Source organism: Comamonas nitrativorans (assembly GCF_042654765.1).
Lineage (GTDB): Bacteria > Pseudomonadota > Gammaproteobacteria > Burkholderiales > Burkholderiaceae_C > Comamonas > Comamonas nitrativorans.
This window is the reverse complement of sequence record NZ_JBHSEW010000012.1, coordinates 25778-47148: the sequence shown is the minus strand read 5'-3', so window position 1 is coordinate 47148 and position 21371 is coordinate 25778. Positions and strand designations below refer to the sequence as shown.

The 21371-nt window shown below is 66.3% G+C and carries 21 protein-coding genes; 8 read left to right on the top strand and 13 right to left on the bottom strand.

What is annotated here, in order from left to right; all coding sequences use genetic code 11:
• Nucleotides 1-77: 77 nt before the first annotated feature.
• The 5 genes from ACFO3A_RS13265 to glnA form a co-directional block, all read right to left on the bottom strand.
• Nucleotides 78-1394 carry an ammonium transporter gene (locus ACFO3A_RS13265; RefSeq protein WP_377727215.1) on the bottom strand — a complete coding sequence of 439 codons (1317 nt, stop codon included), beginning with the start codon at nt 1392-1394 and terminating at the stop codon, nt 78-80.
• A gap of 60 nt (nt 1395-1454) precedes the next feature.
• Complete coding sequence (locus tag ACFO3A_RS13260) at nt 1455-1793, bottom strand: P-II family nitrogen regulator (RefSeq protein ID WP_377727212.1); 339 nt, start codon at nt 1791-1793, stop codon at nt 1455-1457.
• Nucleotides 1794-2024: 231 nt separating this feature from the next.
• Nucleotides 2025-3491: a nitrogen regulation protein NR(I) gene (gene ntrC / locus ACFO3A_RS13255; protein ID WP_377727209.1), complete on the bottom strand. Its 1467-nt coding sequence runs from the start codon at nt 3489-3491 to the stop codon at nt 2025-2027.
• Nucleotides 3475-4674, bottom strand: coding sequence for a nitrogen regulation protein NR(II) (gene glnL, locus ACFO3A_RS13250; protein ID WP_377727207.1), 1200 nt, complete (start codon nt 4672-4674; stop codon nt 3475-3477). Before glnL ends, ntrC begins: the two co-directional genes overlap by 17 nt.
• 47 nt (nt 4675-4721) lie before the next feature.
• Nucleotides 4722-6128: a type I glutamate--ammonia ligase gene (gene glnA / locus ACFO3A_RS13245; RefSeq protein WP_377727204.1), complete on the bottom strand. Its 1407-nt coding sequence runs from the start codon at nt 6126-6128 to the stop codon at nt 4722-4724.
• 279 nt (nt 6129-6407) lie between these two features.
• Between glnA and greB the strand changes: the two genes are divergently transcribed.
• Nucleotides 6408-6980 (top strand): transcription elongation factor GreB, encoded by a 573-nt coding sequence (gene greB / locus ACFO3A_RS13240; protein WP_377727200.1) that lies wholly within the window; start codon nt 6408-6410, stop codon nt 6978-6980.
• An 88-nt stretch (nt 6981-7068) separates the two neighbouring features.
• Here the strand turns inward: greB and ACFO3A_RS13235 are convergent, their stop codons facing one another.
• The 4 genes from ACFO3A_RS13235 to ACFO3A_RS13220 form a co-directional block, all read right to left on the bottom strand.
• A complete protein-coding gene (locus ACFO3A_RS13235; protein WP_377727197.1) occupies nt 7069-9324 on the bottom strand; it encodes a RelA/SpoT family protein in 2256 nt (751 codons plus the stop codon).
• 111 nt (nt 9325-9435) lie between these two features.
• A complete protein-coding gene (gene rpoZ, locus ACFO3A_RS13230; protein WP_377727193.1) occupies nt 9436-9639 on the bottom strand; it encodes a DNA-directed RNA polymerase subunit omega in 204 nt (67 codons plus the stop codon).
• Between the two features lie 25 nt (nt 9640-9664).
• Nucleotides 9665-10291: a guanylate kinase gene (gmk, locus tag ACFO3A_RS13225; protein WP_377727190.1), complete on the bottom strand. Its 627-nt coding sequence runs from the start codon at nt 10289-10291 to the stop codon at nt 9665-9667.
• A gap of 85 nt (nt 10292-10376) precedes the next feature.
• On the bottom strand, nt 10377-11270 hold the full coding sequence (locus ACFO3A_RS13220; protein WP_377727188.1) for a YicC/YloC family endoribonuclease: 894 nt from the start codon (nt 11268-11270) through the stop codon (nt 10377-10379).
• 93 nt (nt 11271-11363) lie between these two features.
• On the opposite strand from ACFO3A_RS13220, the gene ACFO3A_RS13215 reads away from it, so the two are divergent.
• The 4 genes from ACFO3A_RS13215 to hemW all read left to right on the top strand — a co-directional run bounded on the left by ACFO3A_RS13215 (nt 11364) and on the right by hemW (nt 15251).
• Nucleotides 11364-12383: a serine/threonine protein kinase gene (locus ACFO3A_RS13215; RefSeq protein ID WP_377727185.1), complete on the top strand. Its 1020-nt coding sequence runs from the start codon at nt 11364-11366 to the stop codon at nt 12381-12383.
• Nucleotides 12380-13285: a PP2C family protein-serine/threonine phosphatase gene (locus tag ACFO3A_RS13210; RefSeq protein ID WP_377727183.1), complete on the top strand. Its 906-nt coding sequence runs from the start codon at nt 12380-12382 to the stop codon at nt 13283-13285. Before ACFO3A_RS13215 ends, ACFO3A_RS13210 begins: the two co-directional genes overlap by 4 nt.
• A 106-nt stretch (nt 13286-13391) precedes the next feature.
• Nucleotides 13392-13994 carry a non-canonical purine NTP pyrophosphatase gene (locus ACFO3A_RS13205; RefSeq protein ID WP_377727180.1) on the top strand — a complete coding sequence of 201 codons (603 nt, stop codon included), beginning with the start codon at nt 13392-13394 and terminating at the stop codon, nt 13992-13994.
• Nucleotides 13995-14006: 12 nt separating this feature from the next.
• On the top strand, nt 14007-15251 hold the full coding sequence (hemW, locus tag ACFO3A_RS13200) for a radical SAM family heme chaperone HemW (RefSeq protein ID WP_377727178.1): 1245 nt from the start codon (nt 14007-14009) through the stop codon (nt 15249-15251).
• Between the two features lie 82 nt (nt 15252-15333).
• Here hemW and ACFO3A_RS13195 read toward each other — a convergent pair whose 3' ends face one another.
• Nucleotides 15334-15630 carry an I78 family peptidase inhibitor gene (locus tag ACFO3A_RS13195; protein ID WP_377727176.1) on the bottom strand — a complete coding sequence of 99 codons (297 nt, stop codon included), beginning with the start codon at nt 15628-15630 and terminating at the stop codon, nt 15334-15336.
• A gap of 105 nt (nt 15631-15735) precedes the next feature.
• Nucleotides 15736-16908: an SPOR domain-containing protein gene (locus ACFO3A_RS13190; RefSeq protein WP_377727173.1), complete on the bottom strand. Its 1173-nt coding sequence runs from the start codon at nt 16906-16908 to the stop codon at nt 15736-15738.
• Between the two features lie 125 nt (nt 16909-17033).
• On the opposite strand from ACFO3A_RS13190, the gene ACFO3A_RS13185 reads away from it, so the two are divergent.
• Nucleotides 17034-19259: a hypothetical protein gene (locus tag ACFO3A_RS13185; protein WP_377727170.1), complete on the top strand. Its 2226-nt coding sequence runs from the start codon at nt 17034-17036 to the stop codon at nt 19257-19259.
• Nucleotides 19260-19268: 9 nt separating this feature from the next.
• Here ACFO3A_RS13185 and ACFO3A_RS13180 read toward each other — a convergent pair whose 3' ends face one another.
• Together ACFO3A_RS13180 and ACFO3A_RS13175 are read right to left on the bottom strand one after the other, a co-directional pair.
• Entirely contained in the window at nt 19269-19592 is a 324-nt protein-coding gene (locus ACFO3A_RS13180; protein ID WP_377727167.1) for a hypothetical protein, read from the bottom strand.
• Nucleotides 19593-19617: 25 nt separating this feature from the next.
• Nucleotides 19618-19872, bottom strand: coding sequence for a hypothetical protein (locus tag ACFO3A_RS13175; protein ID WP_377727166.1), 255 nt, complete (start codon nt 19870-19872; stop codon nt 19618-19620).
• A gap of 97 nt (nt 19873-19969) precedes the next feature.
• Between ACFO3A_RS13175 and ACFO3A_RS13170 the strand changes: the two genes are divergently transcribed.
• Entirely contained in the window at nt 19970-20428 is a 459-nt protein-coding gene (locus tag ACFO3A_RS13170) for a molybdenum cofactor biosynthesis protein MoaE (protein ID WP_377727298.1), read from the top strand.
• Nucleotides 20425-21366 carry a cation diffusion facilitator family transporter gene (locus tag ACFO3A_RS13165; RefSeq protein ID WP_377727163.1) on the top strand — a complete coding sequence of 314 codons (942 nt, stop codon included), beginning with the start codon at nt 20425-20427 and terminating at the stop codon, nt 21364-21366. Before ACFO3A_RS13170 ends, ACFO3A_RS13165 begins: the two co-directional genes overlap by 4 nt.
• Nucleotides 21367-21371 lie beyond the last annotated feature (5 nt).

Here is a 21371-nt window from a genome sequence, read left to right as displayed (position 1 = left end):
CACCAAAAAAGAGCGCCCATGCCCGATATCGGGCATGGGCGCTGCACTGCACTGTTCATCAGGCGTTCAGAGCATCCTTAATGAACATAGGCCCGTTCGCCGTGCGTGGTGATGTCCAGGCCGCGGCGCTCGTCTTCTTCGGAGACGCGCAGCCCCACCAGCAGGTCCGCTGCCTTGAAGCACAGGAAGGAGGCCACCGCGCACCAGACGATGGTGACGATCACGCTCTTGAACTGCACCCACACCTGCGCGGCCATGTTGAAGCCCTCCGGCTCCACCCCGCCCAGGCTGGCGGCGCAGAACACGCCGGTCAGGATGGCCCCCAGAATGCCGCCCACGCCATGCACGCCGAAAACGTCGCACACGTCGTCCGCTTTCAGCAGGCGCTTCAGGCCCGAGACGCCCCACAGGCACAGCGGCCCGGCGATCAGCCCCATGACGATGGCGCCCATCGGCCCGACAAAACCTGCTGCCGGGGTAATCGTCACCAGCCCGGCCACCGCGCCCGAGGCCGCGCCCAGCATGGAGGCCTTGCCCTTGTGCAGCCCTTCCGCCGCCAGCCAGGCCACGGTGGCCGCGCCGGTGGCCAGGATGGTGTTGATGAAGGCCAGCCCCGCAATGCCGTTGGCCGCACCGGCCGAACCGGCGTTGAAGCCGAACCAGCCCACCCACAAGAGCGACGCGCCCACCATGGTCAGCGTCAGGCTGTGCGGCGGCAGCGCTTCCTTGCCGAAGCCGATGCGCTTGCCCGCCATGTACGCACCCACCAGCCCGGCGACGGCGGCGTTGATGTGGACGACGGTGCCGCCGGCAAAGTCCAGCGCCCCGTCCTCGGCCAGCAGGCCGCCGCCCCAGACCATGTGCGCCATCGGGATGTAGCTCAGGGTGAACCACAGCACCGAGAAGATCATCACGGCGGAGAACTTCATGCGCTCGGCAAACGCCCCCACGATCAGCGCCACGGTGATGGCGGCAAAGGTGGACTGGAAGGCGACGAACACGTATTCGGGAATCGTGTCCAGCGTGGCCGAGAGCGTGTCCGGCCCGATGCCGGCCAGGAACAGCTTGTCGAAGTTGCCGTAGAACAGGCCCGCACCGCCGAAGGTCAGCGAAAAGCCGTAGATGGCCCACAGCACGGTGATCAGCGCAAAGATGGTGAACACCTGCGCCAGCACGGACAGCATGTTCTTGCCGCGCACCAGGCCGCCGTAGAACAGCGCCAGGCCGGGGATGACCATCAGGATCACCAGCATGGTCGAGGTCAGCATCCATGCGGTATCGCCAGCGTTGATGCCGGCAGCGGCCTCCATGGCAGGGGCGGCGGCTTCCTGGGCGAAGGCACCTGTCGCAGCAGTCAGCAGGCCCAGTGCGATGGCAGGGAGTGATTTTTTCATGTCAGTCTCTTGCAGAAAAGGATGGCTAAGGGGTGCTTTCAGTCGGAATGTCGGCGCGGACTAGAGGGCTTCGCGGCCGGTTTCGCCGGTGCGGATGCGCACGGCCTGCTCCAGTACGGTGACGAAAATCTTGCCGTCGCCGATCTTTCCGGTGCGGGCGGCGTTTTCGATGGCCTCGATGACATGCTCGACCTGGGTCGCATCGACGGCGGCCTCGACCTTGACCTTGGGCAGAAAATCGACGACGTACTCGGCCCCCCGGTACAGCTCGGTGTGGCCCTTCTGGCGGCCAAAACCCTTGACTTCGGTGACGGTGATGCCCCGGATACCCATGTCCGAGAGCGCCTGGCGCACCTCGTCGAGCTTGAAGGGTTTGATGATGGCGGTCACGATCCGCATGGTGCGCTCCTGTGCTTGGGTGAATGAATACCCTGGGATCAAGCACAAGCCATGCCAGAAATAAAAAATTTTGCTATTTTTGGTCTCTAAGGCTTATGTGGAAAGCGCTAAAAGCTCCTGTTTTTATTTTTCTTCAGGGCAGGGGCGCTGCTGCTTCGTCCAGTTATCGTGCGTGATCGCGGAGGCGTGCCCGCTTTTGATGCCTGTTTACTGTGTCTTGCAGAAACACGCTCATGTGTCTTCTTCGTCGTTGTCGCTGGCGGTAGAGGCTTCCAGGCCCAGCTCCTTGATCTTGCGCGTGAGCGTGTTGCGCCCCCAGCCTAGCAACTGGGCGGCGTCCCGGCGGCCCCCGCCGGTATGGCGCAGGGCGGTGGTGATCATGATGCGCTCGAAGGCGGGCAGCGCCTGTTGCAGCAAATCGCCCTGGCCCTGGCGCAGGGCGTTGCCGGCCCACTGGCCCAGGGCCTGCTCCCAGGCCGTGGCGCTGGCAGTCGCGTCCGTTGGTACGCCGTCGACTGCGGCCTTTGGGGCCTGCTGCACTTCCTGGGGCAGGTCGCCGATCTGCACTTCCTGGCTGGCGGCCATGACGGTGATCCAGCGGCAGACGTTCTCCAACTGGCGCACATTGCCCGGCCAGTCCCATTGCGCCAGGTGCTGCTGCGCCTGGGGCGACAGGACGCGCGGGGCCATGCCCAGCTCGCGGGCGCTTTGGTGCAGGAAGAAGGCGGCCAGGCGGGGGATGTCCTCGCGCCGCTCGCTCAGGGTGGGCAACTGGATGCGGATGACGTTCAGGCGGTAGAACAGGTCTTCCCGAAAGCGCCCCTGGCGCACCAGCGCCTCCAGGTTCTGGTGGGTGGCGGCGATGATGCGCACGTCGGCGCGGATGCCGGTGTGCCCGCCCACGCGGTGAAAGCTGCCCTCGGACAGCACGCGCAGCAGGCGCGTCTGCGCCTCCAGCGGCATGTCGCCGATCTCGTCCAGGAACAGCGTGCCGCCCTGAGCCTGCTCGAAGCGCCCCTGGCGCTGGGCGGTGGCGCCGGTGAAGGCGCCGCGCTCGTGGCCGAACAGCTCGGACTCGATCAGGTCGCGGGGGATGGCCGCCATGTTCAATGCAATGAAGGGGGCGGCGCGGCGCGGGCTGTGGCGGTGCAGCGCCTGGGCAACCAGCTCCTTGCCGGTGCCCGATGCGCCGTTGATGAGGACGGTGATGTGCGACTGCGACAGCCGGCCGATGGTGCGGAACACCTCCTGCATGGCGGGCGCTTCGCCGATCAGCCCGTCGGTCTGGGCAATGGCCGGCACGGGCAGGTTCTGGCGGGCCTCGCGGGCGTGGATCAGGGCGCGGCGCACCAGGGCCACGGCCTCGTCCACGTCGAAGGGCTTGGGCAGGTACTCGAAGGCCCCGCCCTGGTAGGACTGGATCGCGCTGTCCAGGTCGGAATGCGCCGTCATGATGATCACGGGCACCTGCGGGCAGGTCTGGCGCACCTGGGCCAGCAGGCCCAGGCCGTCCATGCCGGGCATGCGGATGTCGGTCAGGATGACGCTGGGCGGGGCCTTGGCCAGCTTGCCCTGGACGGCTTCGGCGCTGTCGAACAGGCAGGTACTCAGGCCCGCCTGGGTCAGCGCCTTGTCCAGCACCCAGCGGATGGATTTGTCGTCGTCGATGATCCAGACCAGTTCATGAGGGGCGGACATGCGTGGCTCCTGCCGCAGCGGCATTGTTCGTGGGAGGGAAGGGCACCAGCACCTTGAAGATGGTCTGCCCCGGCTGGCTCTCGCACTCGATCAGGCCGCCATGCTGCTGCATGATGGCCTGGGCGATGGGCAGCCCCAGGCCGGTGCCCTGGGAGCGGCCCGTGACCATGGGGTAGAACACCGTCTCGCGCAGCTCGGCACCGATGCCGGGGCCGTTGTCCTCGATCTCCACCTGGCACAGCAGGGCGTGGCAGCGCGTGCCGATGGTGAAGCGGCGCAGCACGCGCGAGCGGATGAGGATGCGCGGCGGCGGGCCGTCGGCGGGCTGGCCGGGGGGCATTTTCGGCATTTCCATCAGGCACTGCACCGCATTGCCCATGATGTTGAGGAATACCTGGATCAGCTGGTCGGCATCGGCCCAGACCTCGGGCAGGCTGGGGTCGTAGTCGCGCACCATCTGTACGGCGTCGCCTGCTTCGGCCTGCAAGATCAGGCGCACGCGCTCCAGAATCTGGTGGATGTTCACCCGCGCAAAGGCGGGGGGCTGGCGGGCATCCAGCATCCGGTCGGCCAGGGCACGCAGGCGGTCGGCCTCGTGGATGATGACTTCGGTGTATTCGCGCAGCGGGGCGCTGTCCAGCTGGCGCTCCAGCAGTTGCGCCGCACCACGGATGCCGCCCAGCGGGTTCTTGATTTCGTGCGCCATGCCGCGCACCAGGGCGCGGGTGGCCTGGTTGGCGGTGAACAGGCTGTCTTCGCGGTTGCTGTGGATTTGCCGATCCAGCGGGTGCAACTCCACCAGCAGCTGTCCGCCGCCTGCGCTGCCGGGGGCCGCGCCCAGTGCGGCAGGCAGGGGGGTGACGGTGTAATCGGCCACGGCCAGCTGCATTTCGCCGGTGCCCAGCAGCCGTGCCTCGCGCTGGGTGTAGGGCTGCTGGGCGTGCAGCGCCAGATCCAGGCTGGCGGCGGCGCTGCCGTCGGCATCGTCCAGAAAGGCGGTGAACGCCTGGTGGCGCAGGCGCGGCAGGCCGGTGGCCAGCAATTGCTCGGCCGCGTGGTTGGCGTACTGGATGCGCAATTGTGCATCCAGCAGCAGCACTGCGGTGGCCAGATGCTCCAGCAGTGGCGCCGGCCCCGGTGCAGTGCCGGCGGCGGTGAGGGGGGCAGCAGCGGTGTCGTTCACGCCTTGTCAGTTCTTGTGGGAAGGACGGGTGCCGCTGCCGTCAGCCGTTACAGGCTGTAGTACAGGTCGAACTCGACCGGGTGTACGGCCTGGCGCAGGCGGGTGACCTCGTCCATCTTGCAGTCGATATATGCCTGGAGCATGTCTTCGGTGAAGACACCGCCTTCCAGCAAAAAGCGATTATCCGCCTTGAGCGCGTCCAGCGCCTGCGCCAGGCTGTGCGCCACGCGCGGGACGTTGGCGGCTTCTTCCGGGGGCAGGTGGTAGAGGTTCTTGCTCATCGCATCGCCGGGGTGGATGCGGTTGCGGATGCCGTCCAGCCCGGCCATCAGCAGGGCCGAGAACGCCAGGTAGGGGTTGGCCAGCGGGTCGGGGAAGCGGCATTCGATGCGCTGCGCCTTGGGGCTGGAGGTGTAGGGGATGCGGATCGAGGCCGAGCGGTTGCTGGCCGAGTACGCCAGCATTACCGGCGCTTCGTAACCGGGCACCAGGCGCTTGTAGCTGTTGGTGCCGGGGTTGGTGATGGCGTTCAGGGCGTGCGCGTGGTGGATGATGCCGCCGATGTAGTACAGCGCCAGCTCCGACAGGTTGGCGTAGCCGTCGCCGAAGAACAGGTTCTTGCCGTCCTTGAACAGCGACTGGTGGACGTGCATCCCCGAGCCGTTGTCGCCGACCAGCGGCTTGGGCATGAAGGTGGCGGTCTTGCCGTGGGCGTGGGCGGTGTTGTGGATGCAGTATTTGAGGATCTGCACCTCGTCGGCCTTGCTCACCAGGGTGTTGAAGGCCACGCCGATCTCGCACTGCCCGGCATTGGCCACCTCGTGGTGATGCACCTCGATCTTCAGGCCCATGGCCTGCATGGCGCGGCACATGGCGGTACGCACGCCGTGCAGCGAATCGACCGGCGGCACCGGGAAGTAGCCGCCCTTGACGCGCGGGCGGTGGCCGGGGTTGTGGCCGTCCATGTCCTGGTTGTTCGCCCAGGCGCCTTCGGCAGAGTGGATTTTGAAGCTGGCGCTGTCCATCTGCGACTGCCATTGCACCGAGTCGAAGATGAAAAATTCCGGCTCCGGCCCGAAGTAGGCGGTATCGGCAATGCCGGTGGAACGCAGGTACAGCTCGGCCCGGCGGGCGATGGAGCGCGGGTCGCGGGCGTAGCCCTGCATGGTGGACGGCTCCAGCACGTCGGCCCGCACGATGACGGTGGGTTCCTCGGCGAAGGGGTCGAGCACGGCGGTTTGGTCGTCGGGCAGCAGCACCATGTCCGAGGCTTCGATGCCCTTCCAGCCGTGGATGGACGAGCCGTCGAACATCTTGCCGTCTTCAAAGGCGTCTTCCTGCATGGCCTCGGCGGGGAAGGTGACGTGGTGTTCCTTGCCCAGCGTGTCGGTAAAGCGCAGATCGACCCAGCGGGCATCGTGTTCTTGGAGGAGGGAGTGGGTTTTCAGTGACATGGAGGTGCTTCCGTTGGTGAGGGGATGACGCCCCGTAAAAAGCAATAACCGTGCCATGTTTGCAAAAATTGGTGCGGATGCGTGCCAACCGGCCAGCGCCCGCCTGTTTCCGCCCGCGCCGCAGGCACGCGCCCTGCCTGCCGATGCCAGTTGATGGTGCAGCCGGGTGCTGGCCGGGTGATTCATTGCAGTGCATCCACCGGCGGCCATGCACCAAGTTGAGGCAGCGGCGGTGCCCACGGGTGCCCGGTAGGCGCTTCTTGTGTGAAGATGGCGGCCATGAGCAAAGCCTTCACCAAAGAACCCGACGGGCAGCTGGACGGCGACGATGACGATCTGCCCAGCCTGCCGAAAATCCCCGCCGGCAGCAAAAACTACATCACCCCGCAGGGCTACGCCGTGCTGAAAGCCGAGCTGCTGGCCCTGATTGACGAGGAGCGCCCCAAGGTGGTGGAAACCGTGCACTGGGCGGCCAGCAACGGCGACCGTTCGGAAAACGGCGACTACCTGTACGGCAAGCGCCGCCTGCGGGAAATCGACCGGCGCATCCGCTTTCTGACCAAGCGCCTGGAAATGGCCGAGGTGGTCGATCCCAGCGTCCACGCGGGCAGCGACCAGGTGTTCTTCGGCGCCACCGTGACCTATGTGGACGACGAGGACGTGCAGCGCACCATCACCATTCTGGGCATCGACGAGGCGCAGACCCGCCAGGGCCAGGTCAGCTGGGTGGCCCCGGTGGCGCGGGCCCTGCTCAAGGCCCGGGTGGGCGACGAAGTGCCGCTGCCCACGCCCGCCGGGGTGCGGATGCTGGAAGTGCTGGCGGTGGAGTACCCGCAGGCCTATAAAAAGTGAGCTGCTTCCGCTGATAAACAAAGGGATTCAAGGTGAAAAATACCTGAATCCCTTTGTTTATCAGCGGAAGCAGCTATTTTTTATATCTTCAAGGCGCCAACACCCGGCTACAGCTCAACACCACGGTATTGCGGCGCAGCGCCCGCAGCGCCGTCTCCAGCTGCAACTGGTCATGCACCGCAACGGTAAAGCGCAGCACGGTGGTCTGCATGGCCGATTCGTCCTCGATGTCCACGCGGCGGATATCCACGTCGGTATCGGCCAGCACCTGCGTGATGCGGGCCAGCACGCCCCTGCCGTTCTGCACCGTCAGAGTGATATTGGCGTTGTACAGGTGCCCGGTGTTGGCGTCCTCGCCCCATTCCACGGCAATCTGGCGCTCGGGCTGGCGTTCCAGCAGGTGCTGCGCTTCGGTGCAGTCGCTGCGGTGTACGTGCAGGCCGTCGCCGTGGCCCAGGTAGCCGGTGACGGCATCCCCCGGCACCGGGGTGCAGCACGGGGCGTAATGGGTGGCGGCGCGGTTCTGGTTGTCCAGGATGACGCTGCTGTGCGGCCGCGTGTTCTGCGTGAAGCGCTGCTGCGTCAGCAGCAGGGCGTCGGGGCGCTGGCCCTGGTGCAGCAGGTAGGAGGTGATCTGCTGCGCCACCAGGGTGGCCACCTGGCGGCCCAGGCCGATGTCCGACAGCAGCTCGGTCTGGGTCTGGCCGGGTTTCAGCACCGCCTGCCACAGCGCTTCCAGGGCGTCCTCGTCGGCGGGCAGCTCGGCAATGCCTTCTTCGCGCAGGGCCTGGGCCAGGAGCTGCTCGCCCAGGGCGGCCGATTCGGTCTGCGCCACGGTCTTGAGGTGGTTGCGGATTTTGGAACGTGCCCGCCCGGTCTTGGCAAAGTTCAGCCACATCGGGTTGGGTTCGGCGTTCTCGTCGAGGGTGATCTCCACCACGTCGCCGCTTTTCAGCGCCGTGCGCAGGCTGGCCGCCTCGCCGTTGATGATGGCCCCGGTGGCATGGTGGCCGACGTTGCTGTGGATGGCGTAGGCAAAGTCGATCGCCGTGGCCCCGTGCGGCATGGAGAACACCTTGCTCTTGGGCGTGAAGACGTAGATCGAATCGGGAAACAGATCGACCTTCACGTTGTCCCAGAACTCGCTGGCATCGCGCGTTTCGTTCTGGATGTCGAGCAGCGATTGCAGCCACTTGGTGTTCAGCGCCTCCTGCTGGCCTTCGGATTTGTAAAGCCAGTGCGCGGCCACGCCCGCCTCGGCCACGATGTGCATCGATTCGGTGCGCAGCTGGAACTCGATGTTCACCCCCGACGGCCCCACCAGCGTGGTGTGCAGCGACTGGTAGCCGTTGCTCTTGGCGATGGCGATGTGGTCCTTGAAACGCCCCGGCACCGGCTTGTAGAGCTGGTGCAGCACCCCCAGGGCGGTGTAGCAGTCGGTGGTCGTGGGCAGGATGATGCGAAAGCCGTAAATGTCCGTCACCTGCGCAAAGCTCTGGTGCTGGCGCTGCATCTTCTGGTACAGGGCGAACAGGGTGTTCTCGCGCCCGGCCAGGCGGGCCGTCAGGCCCAGGCGCTCGAAAATGGCCTGCACTTCGTTGTGCACGCGCTGCACCAGGTCGCGCCGGCGCGAGCGCGATTTGCCGATGGCCTTCTCCAGCGTGGCATAGCGCCAGGGGTGCAGGTGGCGGAAGGACAGGTCCTGCAACTCGCGGTAAGACTGGTTCAGCCCCAGGCGGTGGGCGATGGGGGCGAAGATTTCCAGCGTCTCCGACGCAATGCGGCCCCACTTGCTGCGCGGCATGTCGCCCATGGTGCGCATGTTGTGCGTGCGGTCGGCCAGCTTGATGAGGATGACGCGCACGTCCTTGGCCATGGCCAGCAGCATCTTGCGAAAGGACTCGGCCTGGCTTTCCTCGCGGGTGTTGAAGTGCAGCTTGTCCAGCTTGGTCAGGCCATCGACCAGCTCGGCCACCGTGTCGTCGAACTGCTCGCGTAAATCGTCCTTGGTGATGCCGCAGTCCTCCATCGCATCGTGCAGCAGGGCGGCAGACAGCGCCTGGGCGTCCAGCTTCCAGTTGGCACAGATGCCGGCCACGGCAATCGGGTGGGTGATGTACGGGTCGCCGCTGCTGCGCCACTGGTTGCGGTGGGCCTTGTCGGCAAACTGCCAGGCGCGGCGCACCATGCCGACGCTGGCACTGTCCAGGTAGCCGAGAAAGCCCGACAGGTGCTCGAAATGCAGGGCCGACACCTCGGCAGCGGCCCGCAGGCGCTCGGGCTCGGGGAGATCCTTGGGGATGGGAATGGAAGGGAAGGACGATGTGGTGACAGCCGCGTTCATAGGCCAAATGTAGCGTGAGAAAACAAGCCTGCGCAAAGGTGAAAAAAAGCACCGCAGTGCGGTGCTCTTATTCTCTGCGGTAATGCAGGAGGCCGGTACGCAGGTTTGGGCCTATCCCGGAACCTTTTTCAGCATTTCAATGCCCACCTTGCCCTCGGCAATTTCGCGCAGGGCGGTGACGGCCGGCTTGTTCTGGCATTCCACCTTGGGGGTGTGGCCCTGGCTGAGCATCCGGGCGCGGTAAGTGGCGGCCAGGACGAGTTGGAAACGGTTGGGGATCTGCTCCAGGCAGTCTTCCACGGTAATGCGTGCCATTGGCAGGGTACTCCGGCAAATAGGATTAGAGGGTGAGGTTCAGCGAAGTAAAGACATCCGGGCGCAAACGGCGCTGGCTGACGTACTTCAGACGCTGGGCGTGGATGATGGCTTTCAGATCAAACAGCGCAGTTTCGAATAACTCGTTGATTATAACGAAGTCGAATTCCTTGACCTGGGCCATTTCGGTGGCAGCGTTTTTCAGGCGCAGTTCGATTACCTCGGGCGCATCCTCGCCCCGGTTTTCCAGGCGCGAGCGCAGCTCTTCCCAACTGGGCGGCAGGATGAAGATCAGCACGGCCTGGGGGAAGGCGGTGCGTACCTGCAGCGCCCCCTGGTAGTCGATTTCCAGCAGCACGTCGTCGCCGTTGGCCAGGCGGTCCTGAATGCCTTTTTTCGAGGTGCCGTAGCGTTTGCTGTGCACGTTGGCCCATTCGATGAAGGCATCGGCAGCGACCATGGCGTCGAATTCGGCGTCGGAGGCGAAGAAATACTCGCGGCCATGCTTTTCCTGGCCGCGCGGAGAGCGCGTGGTGTGGGAGACCGAGGGGTAGACCCGTGCGTCAAACGAGCGCAGGGCCTTGACCAGGCTGGATTTGCCGGCCCCGCTCGGGGCGGCAACGACAAACAGGTTTCCAGGCAGTTGTTGCATACACAAGAGGTGCAAAGCGGCGATTGTCTTTGAAAAAGGGCGCCTGTGGCGCCCTGAGGGTTTTGCTGCGCCGTGCGGGCGCGGGTTATTCGATGTTCTGCACCTGTTCGCGCATCTGCTCGATCAGCACCTTCATGTCCACGCTGATGCGGGTCAGCTCCAGCGTGGCGGACTTGGAGCCCAGCGTGTTGGCCTCGCGGTGCAGTTCCTGAATGAGGAAGTCCAGGCGCTTGCCGATTTCGCCGCCTTTTTTCAGCAGGCGCTCGATTTCTTCGAGGTGGGCGCCCAGGCGGTTGATTTCCTCGGCCACGTCGATGCGGATGGCAAAGGCAGTGGCTTCGGTCAGGGCGCGGTCCTGTGCCGCTTCGGGCGGAATGTGTCCTTCGGTCAGTCCCATGGCTTCCTGCCAACGCTCCAGAAAGCGCTGGCGTTGCTGCTCGACCAGTTGCGGCACCAGCGGTGCGGCCTGGGCGGCCAGGTCACGCAGTTGCGCGATGCGGTCAAGCAGCATCCGTGCCAGGCGCTTGCCCTCGCGGGCGCGGGCGTCCAGCAGGGCGGCAATGGTTTCTTCGGCCAGCGGCGGCACGATGCTGGCCCAGTCGGTCTGCGCGGTGGTGTTGCCGCCGGCCAGGCGCAGGGCGTCGGCCACGGTTAGGGCCTTGGCACCCGGCAGCCACGCCTGCACTTGCTCCTGCACCATGCCCAGGCGCTGCAGCAGCGCGGCACTGGGCTGGGGCAGGCTGGCGCTGGCATCTTGTTCGATGGCGGCCCGCACTTCGACCTTGCCACGCTTGAGGTGGGCGGTCAGCAGGGTGCGCAGGGCGGGTTCCTGGGCCCGCAGTTCTTCGGGCAGGCGAAAGGTCAGATCCAAAAAACGGCTATTGACGGTGCGGATTTCCAGCCCCAGGCGCAAAGGAGATGCAGCGGGCTGTGCATCCGGAGAGTCCGGCGCCAGCTGGGCGCTGGCGTATCCGGTCATGCTGTAAACTGGCATTACCTTTTGTCTCGGGTTGCTTGCAATGCCGGGGATTATCCGGTTTCTGTGCTGCCTGCGGGGTGTCCCGGCGCAAAAATGACGACTAAACCTAAACCTGCCGCGCTGCCGCCTGATACCGTGATCGGGGACTATCGCATCGTGCGGCGGCTGGCAGCCGGGGGGTTTGGCGTGGTGTACCAGGCCCGGGACGGGCAGGGGCAGGAAGTGGCGATCAAGGAATACCTGCCGGCGGCCCTGGTCACGCGCGACGCCGGGCAGCGGGTGCCCCAGGTGGCGCCCGAGAAGCTGTCCCTGTACCGCCTGGGGCTGAAAAGCTTTTTCGAGGAAGGCCGGGCGCTGACGCAGATCTCCCACCCCTCGGTGGTCAGCGTACTCAATTTCTTCCGCGAGAACGAGACGGTCTACATGGTCATGAACTATCTGCAGGGTGCTTCCCTGCAGGAGTACGTCCTGCTGGCCCGGGGGCGCAAACAGCCCAAGGTGCTGCGCGAATCGACCATCCGCTCGCTGTTCGACGAAGTGCTGCGCGGCCTGCGCATCGTGCATCAGCACAAGATGCTGCACCTGGACATCAAGCCGGCGAACATCTTCATTACCGACGATGATCGGGCCGTGATGATCGACTTCGGCGCGGCCCGCGAAGTGCTCAACCAGCAGGGCAACTTCGTGCGCCCCATGTATACCCCCGGCTTTGCCGCCCCCGAGATGTACCGCAAGGGCGGCGGCACCATGGGGCCGTGGACGGACATCTACGCCATCGGCGCGTGCATTTACGTGTGCATGACCGGGCAGGCGCCGCCGGACGTGCCCAAGCGCCAGGGGCAGGATTCCCTGCCCACGGTGCTGGCGCGGCTGCGCGGTAGTTATTCGGACAACCTGCTGGAGCTGGTGCAGTGGGCCATGGAGCTGGAGGCGCTGGGCCGCCCGCAATCCGTGTTCGCCCTGCACAAGGCCCTGACCCACGACACCGAACGCCGCTATACCCCGTTGACTATGGCCGAGCGAGTGCGTCTGCAATTAGGGTCGCTGATGGGCCAGGGGCCGGGCGGGCTGTCCTTGCATTCATCGGCGCTGCAGTCACCGAAAGCACCATGAAGTTTTCCGTTTTCCAACTCAGCCGCCGTGGTGGCCGCGCCACCAATGAAGACCGCATGGGGTACTGCTATACCCGCGAGGCGGCGCTGTTCGTTCTGGCCGATGGCATGGGTGGCCATGCCGAAGGCGAGATTGCGGCGCAACTGGCCTTGCAGGCCATGGCGGCCGAGTTCCAGCGCCAGGCCACGCCCCGGCTGGCCGATGTGCCGGGCTTCCTGCGCCAGGGCCTGATGCTGGCGCACGAGCGCATCCGGGCCTATGGCCGGCACAAGCGCATGAGCGATGCACCGCGCACGACGTTGGTGGCGGCGGTGATCCAGGAAGGGCAGGTCAGCTGGATCCACTGCGGCGATTCGCGCCTGTACTGGGTGCGCTCCGGGGTTTTGCAGGCCCGCACGCGCGACCATTCGTATGCCGAGATGGATCGCAACGGCGCCTTGAAGCTGGCGCACAAGATTCTCAACCGCAACGTGCTTTACACCTGCCTGGGGGCCGAGACGGCGCCGGTCGTGGACCTGGCCGGGCCGCATACCCTGCAGCAGGACGACCGGCTGCTGCTGTGTTCCGATGGCCTGTGGGACGTGCTGCAGGAGCATGTGCTGCTGCAACGCCTGAGCAACTCCCCGGTGCAGAACGCCGTGCCCGCGCTGGTCGATGCCGCCTTGCAGGTGGCGGGCAGCAAGAGCGACAACGTCACCGCCCTGGCCGTGCAGTGGGAGCAGGACGAGGCCGAACCGGCGGCCATCGACACGCAGGACAGCGACGGGGCCTTTGCCTCGACCATCCAGTCGCTGCAAGACCTGGAGGGCTTCGACGTCAGCCTCGACGAAGCCGAGATCGAACGCAGCATTGCGGAAATCAACGCCGCCATCCGCCGCTCGGCAGGGCATAAAAAAGTGTAGACAGACGCTTTGGGGATTTGCGCTTTGGCGCACACTCAAGGCTTGTTTCTTCTCAAAATAAATAGCTTGAAGCGCTTTTTCATAAAGCGTTAGAGCCCGATTTCTTATGAAAATAGTTTTGGCTTCCAACAACCGGGGCAAGCTCGACGAGCTGCAGGCCATGTTTGCCCCTCTGGGCGTGCAACTGGTTTGCCAGGGCGACCTGTTCAGCGGCGAAGCGCCCGAGCCGCATTGCACCTTTGTGGAAAACGCCCTTTCCAAGGCCCGCTTTGCCGCCGAAAAAACCGGCCTGCCCGCCATTGCCGACGATGCCGGGCTGTGCCTGGACGCCTTTGGCGGCCTGCCGGGGGTGGACACGGCGTATTACTGCACCCAGTTCGGCTACGAAAAAAACGACGCCAACAACGTGCAGGCCGTGCTGGAGCAACTGGCCCCCCATGCCAACCGCAAGGGCGCGATGGTCAGCACCCTGGTGGGCGTGCGCCATCCGCGTGACCCCGAGCCGCTGATCGCCGTGGGCCGCGTGGCGGTGGAAATCGCCCCCGAGCGCCGGGGCAGCGGCGGCTTCGGCTTCGACCCCGTCCTGCTCTTGCCCGCGCTGGGGCTGACCTTTGCCCAGATGCCGCCCGAGCAGAAAAACCGGTTCAGCCACCGGGGCCGCAGCAGTCGCCAGATGATGGAACTGCTGCGCACCAGCTGGCTGGCGTAAGGGGCACGACCGATGACGCGCACGGTAGAGATTGCCAGCCATGCCGCACTGGGCCAGGCGCCCCGGGACATCCAGCACTACATGCGGGCCGGCACGCTGCAACTGAGCGCCCTGCCGCCCCTGACCCTGTACGTCCACCTGCCCTGGTGCCTGAAGAAATGCCCGTACTGCGATTTCAACTCGCACGGGCTGGACGCGGGGCACACGCTGCCCGAGCAGCGCTATATCGACGCCCTCATGGCCGACCTGGAAGCCAGCCTGGGCATGGTCTGGGGCCGCCCGGTCTACAGCATCTTCATCGGCGGCGGCACGCCCAGCCTGTTCAGCCCCGAGGCCATCGCCCGGCTCATCAGCGGCCTGCGGGCGCGTCTGCCGCTGGAAGCGGGCTGCGAGATCACGCTGGAGGCCAACCCCGGCACCTTCGAGGCGCAGCGCTTTGCCGCCTTCGCCCGGGCGGGCGTGACGCGCCTGTCCATCGGCGTGCAAAGCTTCGACGACCGCTTTCTGCAGGCGGTGGGGCGCGTCCACAGCGCCGCACAGGCCCGCGCGGCGGTGGCCGAGGCGGCGCAGGCGTTCGAGACGTTCAACCTTGATTTGATGTACGCTCTGCCCGGCCAGACCCTGGCCGACCTGCAGCGCGATGTGGACACGGCGCTGTCGTTTGCGCCGCCGCACCTGTCGGTGTACCACCTGAGCATCGAGCCGAATACTTACTTCGCCAAGCACCCGCCCCGGCAGCTGCCCGAGGACGACACTGCCTACGAGATGCTGGACGCCATCACTGCCGCCACCGCCCAGGCCGGACTGGAGCGCTACGAAGTGTCCGCTTACGCCCGCCCGCGCCACCAGTGCCTGCACAACAGCAATTACTGGCAGTTTGGCGATTACCTGGGCATTGGCGCCGGGGCGCACAGCAAGATCAGCTTTGCCCAGCGCATCACGCGCCAGGTGCGCCTGCGCGACCCGCAGCGCTACATGGATGCCGCCCTGGCCGGCCGCCCGCTGGCCAGCGACGAGGACGTGCGCCGCAAGGACTTGCCGTTCGAATACATGCTCAACGCCCTGCGCCTGCGCGGCGGTTTCAGCCTGCCGGACTTCACGGCCAGCACCGGCTTGTCGATCAACGGCATCGGCCCGGCGCTGGAGCAGGCGCAAAGCCTGGGACTGCTGGAGCGCCACGGCAACCAGGTGCGGCCGACCGAGCGCGGGTTCGACTTCCTGAGCGACCTGCAAGCCCTGTTTCTACCAAAAGAGTAGCTTTTTGCGCTGGATATATAAAGATTTCAGGATTGATTTACCTTGAAATCGTTTTGTTATCAGCGGAAACAGCTATGTATATTCAACCGCAGGTGGCGCTGACGATGCGCCCGGTGGCATCGACCTCCAGGTTCAGCCGCTCGGCATTGAACTCGCGCGTGGCCGGGGCGCCGACGTTCAGCACCCGCACCATGTACGCCCCGGCCTGCACGCGGGCCTGGGCGACGTTGTTTTCCGTATTGGTCTTGCCCACGGCCCACTGCGCGGCCTGGGCGTTGCAGCGCTGTTCCGGGCGCTGGGGTTCGCGGGATATCTGCGGCAGCGTGCAGGCGGTCAGGGTGCCGGTCAGGGCCAGCAGCAGGGTCAGGGGCAGGCGCATGGGGGAATCTCCTGGGGTTCAACACGTTCCTGCACCATAGCAGCCCGGCAAGGTAACCAGGGGCTGCAGCCGTGAGAACCTGTTGTTTAGAACGTGCTTACGATCTTACGGACGCAGCTCCAGCACCTTGGCCGGCAGGCGCTGGGCCTGGAGTATGCGCTGGGCCCGTTCGGCCTCGGCGCGGGTATTGAACGGCCCGGCCCGCAGGCGCGTCAAAGTGCCCTTGTTGGTGGTGCTGCTGAAGCTGACCACGGGCAGACCGGCCTGGCGCACGCGTTTTTCTGCGGCAGCGGCATTGGTCAGCTCTGCATAGGTGCCGATGCTGACGAAGAAGCGCCCAGGGGCGCTGGCCTTGCTGGCTGGGGGCGCGGTGCGTGCGGTGGCCGTGGCTGTTGCTGTGGCCGAAGGGCGCGGCGTGGAGGTGGGCGTTGCCGTTACCGGGGCGGCGACCGGTGCAGGCGTGGCGGGCACCGGTTCGGCGGGGGCATCTTCCCGGGCGGTGGTTTCAGGCTTCGTGGGTTCTGCCGACGGCAAGGGGGGCGGGGCAGCAGCAGCGATGACTGTGGGGGCGGCAGGATCGGGCGGGACCGCAGATGGCGTCTGTAGCGTGTCGGTGTCCGAAGGAACCGGCAGGGCGGCAGGCGCCGTCGCTTCGGTGCTGCGGGCGGGAAAGTGCAACTGTGGCGGCCCGACCTGGGCCTGTGCGGGGGGCGTGGACGGGGTGGCCGGCAGCGCGACCAGGGTTGCCAGCAGCACCCACAGCGCGATCTGGCCGATCGCTGCCAGCGCCCACTGGCGCCGGTTGCCGGCCTGGCGTTGCAGCACGGCGGTGGCTTCGGCCAGGGTGGGCGATTGTTCCAGCGCCGCGATGGTGTGCTGGTGTACCAGGCGGTAATACCAGCCGTTGCCCAGAAAGCCCGGCACGCAGCACAGCCCGATGACCGCCAGCAGCCCCAGGGTGGCCTGCACCTGCAGGGGTAGGGAGCGCAGCGCTTCCAGCCGCCACAGGGCGGCCACGGCCAGAGCCACTGTCGCGTACAGCCCCGCTGGCCGCCACAGGCCGCGCAGCAGGCACCAGCCCAGGGTGCAGAAGGCGGCGGCATGGTTCCAGCGGGCGGGGGTGCGGCCCAGGGTTTCGAAGTGGACAAAAATGCGCTGGTAATACGCCGTGGACAGCGGGCCGATGGCGTGCTGGTACAGCCGGGGCAGCAGCCCGGTGGCGGCGTCATCGGTATTTTTGGGAGGGATCGGCGCAGGCATGGGGGCAAATTGTGGCATGGCCGGGCGGCATTCCAATACCGGGGCGCCGTGCGGGCATGGCCGCTTCACTTTTACACTTGTGCCCTTTGCCTGCCGCGCCAGCGCGGTTTACCGTTTCAGAACAGAGAAAACACACCATGGGTATGCAGCAACATCGTTGGCAGTTCGTTCGCGCCGGGGGCGTCGATCAGGTCGTCATCCGCACCGGGGCGGACATTGCCCATCTGGCCGAGCTGGACCAAAAGCTCTGGGTCGCCCTGGCGTGCCCGACGCGCGGGGTGGAGTTCGACCCGGCCACCCTGGATGTGATCGACGACAACACCGATGGCCGCATCCGCGCCCCCGAGCTGCTGGCCGCCTGCCAGTGGGCCGTGGCGCACGTGCGCGACCCCGAAGTGCTGGCCAGCGGTGCGGACGTGCTGCAACTGGACAGCATCCATACCGCCAGCGACAGCGGCGCGGCCATGCACGCCGAGGCCCGGCGCATCCTGGCGCTGGCCGGGCAGGCCGACAGCAGCACCATCACTCTGGCGCAGGTGCAGGAGCGGCTGGCCGATCTGAGCGCCATGGCGCTCAATGGCGACGGCATCCTCAACCCCGCCAAGCTGCCCGCCGATGCGGTGGACTTGCAGGCGCTGGCCCAGCGCATCATGGATGCCTACGGCGCCAGCACCGGCTGCGACGGCGAGCCGGGACTGGCCCAGCCTGCGCTGGAGCAGTTTTTTGCCGACGTTGCTGCCCTGGCCGACTGGCAGGCCCAGGCGCCCGCACAGTGCTGCGGGCTGGAGAGCCCCGCGCAGGTCTGCGCTGCCGCCCAGGTGCTGAGTGCCGTCCAGGCCAAGGTGGACGACTTTTTTGCCCGCTGCCGTTTGGCCGCCTTTGACGCCAAGGCGCTGCAACCCCTCAGCCCCAGCGAGGAAGGCTACGCCACCCTGGGCCAGCAGGCCCTGAGCGCCGGGGACGCGGCCATTGCCGCCCTGCCGCTGGCCACGCTCGATGCTGCTGCCGTACTGCCTTTGACCGAGGGCATCAACCCCGCCTGGATCGAGGCCGTGCAGGCGCTGCACGCTCAGGTCGTCACCCCGCTGCTGGGGGAACAGACCGCGTTGTCCTGGGCGCAGTGGCGGCAGGTCTGCGCCCAATTGGCCCCGTGCCAGGCGTGGCTGGCCGCCCGCCCGCAGTCGCCCGTCGGCGATCTGCCGCTGGAGGAAGCCCAGGCGCTACTGGCTGGCGACAGCCAGCAGCGCCTGCAGGCGCTGATCGACCAGGACAGCGCCGAAGCGGCGCACAGCCTGGAGGCAAAAAACCTGGAAAAGCTCATCCGCCTGCAGCGTGACCTGCTGGCGCTGCTGAACAACTTCGTCTCGTTTTCCAGCTTCTACAGCCGTGCCGGGGCTATGTTCCAGGCCGGCACGCTGTACCTGGATGGCCGCAGCTGCGAGCTGACCGTGGACGTGCAGGACACCGGTGCCCATGCGGCCCTGGCCGGGCTGGCCAAGACTTTTCTGGCCTACTGCGAATGCCGCCGGGGCGACGAGGTGCGCCACATCGTCGCGGCGTTCACTGCCGGCGACGTGGACTTTCTGTTCGTCGGGCGCAAAGGCATTTTTTACGACCGCCAGGGCCAGGATTGGGATGCCCGCATCACCACCCTGATCGAAAACCCGACCAGCATCGGTCAGGCGTTTTTCTCGCCCTACAAGAAATTTTTGCGCTTCATCGAGGAGCAGGTGGCGCAACGCGCCGCCAGCAAGGATGCGGCCATCACCGAAGGTCTGCAGGCCAAGGCCGCCAGCCTGGCTGCCGGTGCGCCGCCCGCCGATGTGCCGAAGAAAACCGACGTGGGCACCGTGGCCGCCATCGGCGTGGCGTTGGGGTCGATCAGCACCGTGCTGGTGGCGATTCTGTCCAAGGTGCTGGAGCTGGGGCCGTGGATTCCCCTGGCGATGCTGGGTCTGGTGCTGGCTATTTCCGGCCCGAGCATGTTGATCGCCTGGCTGAAGCTGCGGGAACGCAGCCTGGGGCCGATTCTGGATGCCAGCGGCTGGGCCATCAACGGGCGCATGAAGATCAACCTGCCCCTGGGCCGTTCGCTGTCGCAGCAGGCGCAGGTACCCGCCAACGCGCACCGCAGCCTGTACGACCCCTATGCGCAGAAATCGCCCGCCCGCTGGTGGCTGGCTGCTGCGCTCGTCCTGCTGCTGGCGGGGGGGGCCTGGAGCCAGGGCTGGCTGAATGCCTGGCTGCCGCAGGGCTGGCAGCCGACCCCGGCAGTCGTTGCCGAGGAGCAAGCGGTGGAAGCCGCCGCTGCTGAGACGGCAGAAGCGGCAGAAGCCGTGGCGCCCGCTGCCGCCGAAGCGGGGCAGTGATTCAATCCGTCAATCCGCAGTGGCGGGCGCTGCGGGCAGCAGCGGCGCCTTCCATTGCAGCAGCTCGGCCAGCCGCTGCACGACCCAATGGGCTTCTGACGGGGACAGGCCCGCATCCGGGCCGCTGATGGCGCCGTGCAGGCCCAGCAGCACGCCTGCCTCGTCGCTGTGGCCGCCGTGGTACAGGCTTTGCGCCTGCTCCACCAGGGCGCAGGCCAGGTCTTCGCACAGTTCGTAACGCGCCAGCACCGTGCTGGCCGGGTGCAGCAGGCGCCCGCTGCGGTGGCGGAACAACTGGCTGAAGCTGGGCGGAATCTCGATCTGGTTGGTCATGGCGCGGGCTTTCTCGATCTCAATTTCAATCGGGGACGAACAGCCGCACGAAGCGTTGCAGATCCGCTTCCAGCTCGCAACTGACCACCTGGCCCATGCGGCCATCGCTTTTGCGCTGGGCGCTGAACAGGGTGGCCTTGCCGGTGAAATCGAAATCCGGCAGATGAATCAGCGTGTACGGGTGCGGCACGAAGTGGGCAAAGGCAAACACCACGCGGTGTTCGTTGCGCGGGCTGGGGTAGAGCAGGTACTCGGGGGTATCGATGGTGAGGGTGGCCATGGGGCAAGCTCGGCAGACGGAGGGAAGGCGCGGTGCGCTGGTGCCGGATTGTCGTGGCTTTGCCGTCGGCCTGCCGGGGACTGCGACAATGGCGGGCATGTTCAGCGTCTGCATACAAACCGAAGATTTCGATGTTTCCACCGAGCTGGCCGCCCTGCACGCCCGCAATGCCCAGGTGGGCGCGGCCTGTGTTTTCGTCGGCCTGGTGCGCGAGCGCAATGCGGGCGATACCGTCGCCAGCATGGAGCTGGAGCATTACCCCGGCATGACGGAAAAAAGCATCGCCGCCATCCTGGAGCGTGCCCGGGCGCGGTTCGGCATTCTGGCCGCCCGGGTCATCCACCGCGTCGGCCTGTTGCAGCCGCTCGACCAGATCGTCCTGGTGGCCGTGACCAGCGCTCACCGGGGCGAGAGTTTTGCTGCCTGCGAGTTCATCATGGATTACCTGAAATCCGAGGCGCCATTCTGGAAAAAGGAGCTGACACCGCAGGGCGCACGCTGGGTTGATGCCAGAACCAGCGATGAATTGGCGCTGGCCCGGTGGGAACAGCTATGAAAGCAGAAGCTGTCTGGCAGCGCCTGTCGCCCGTCGTGCTGCTGCGGGCTTCGGTGGGCGTGGCGGTGCTGACCATCGTGCTGAAGATGGGCGCCTGGTGGCTGACCGATTCGGTGGGCCTGCTGTCGGATGCGCTGGAGTCGTTCGTGAACCTGGCCGGGGCCATGTTCGCCCTGCTGATGGTGACCATTGCCCAGCGCCCGGCGGATGCCGACCACCCCTTCGGGCACAGCAAGGCGGAGTATTTTTCTTCCGGTTTCGAGGGCATTCTGATCATCGGCGCGGCGCTGGCCATCATCTGGGCGGCCATCCACCGCCTGCTCAACCCGGTGCCGCTACAGGCGCTGGGCTGGGGCATCGGGCTGTCGGTCGTCAGTTCCGTCTTCAATGGCGTGCTGGCGGCGGTGATGCTGCGCTCGGCCAGGGTCCACAACTCGATGGCGCTGCAGGCCGATGCCCGCCATCTGTTGACCGATGTCTGGACTTCGGTCGGCGTCGTCGCCGCGCTGATTGCCGTGCCCCTGACGGGTTGGGTCTGGCTGGACGGGGCGATCGCCATCGTCGTGGCGCTGAACATTCTGAAAGAGGGCGGGCACCTCATCTGGCAATCGTCCCAGGGGCTGATGGACGAAGCCATCGACCCCGAACACCTGCAGGCCGTGCAGACGGTGCTGCAGCGGCACACCGGGGTGCAGGTGTATTTCGATTCCCTGGCCACGCGCAGCGCCGGGCAGCGCAGCTTTGCCCAGGTGCATATGCACGTGCCGGCGCAGTGGACCCTGGGCAAGGCCGCCCGCCTGCGCCGCCAGGTCGAGGAAGACCTGATGGCCGCCGTGCCCGGCCTGCACGCCACCCTGGAAATTCTGCCGGTCGGGATGGAAACCGCCCTGGAAGCGCACGAGCATCAGGCCGCTGCCCGGCCCGAGGGGCCGGTTTAGACCGA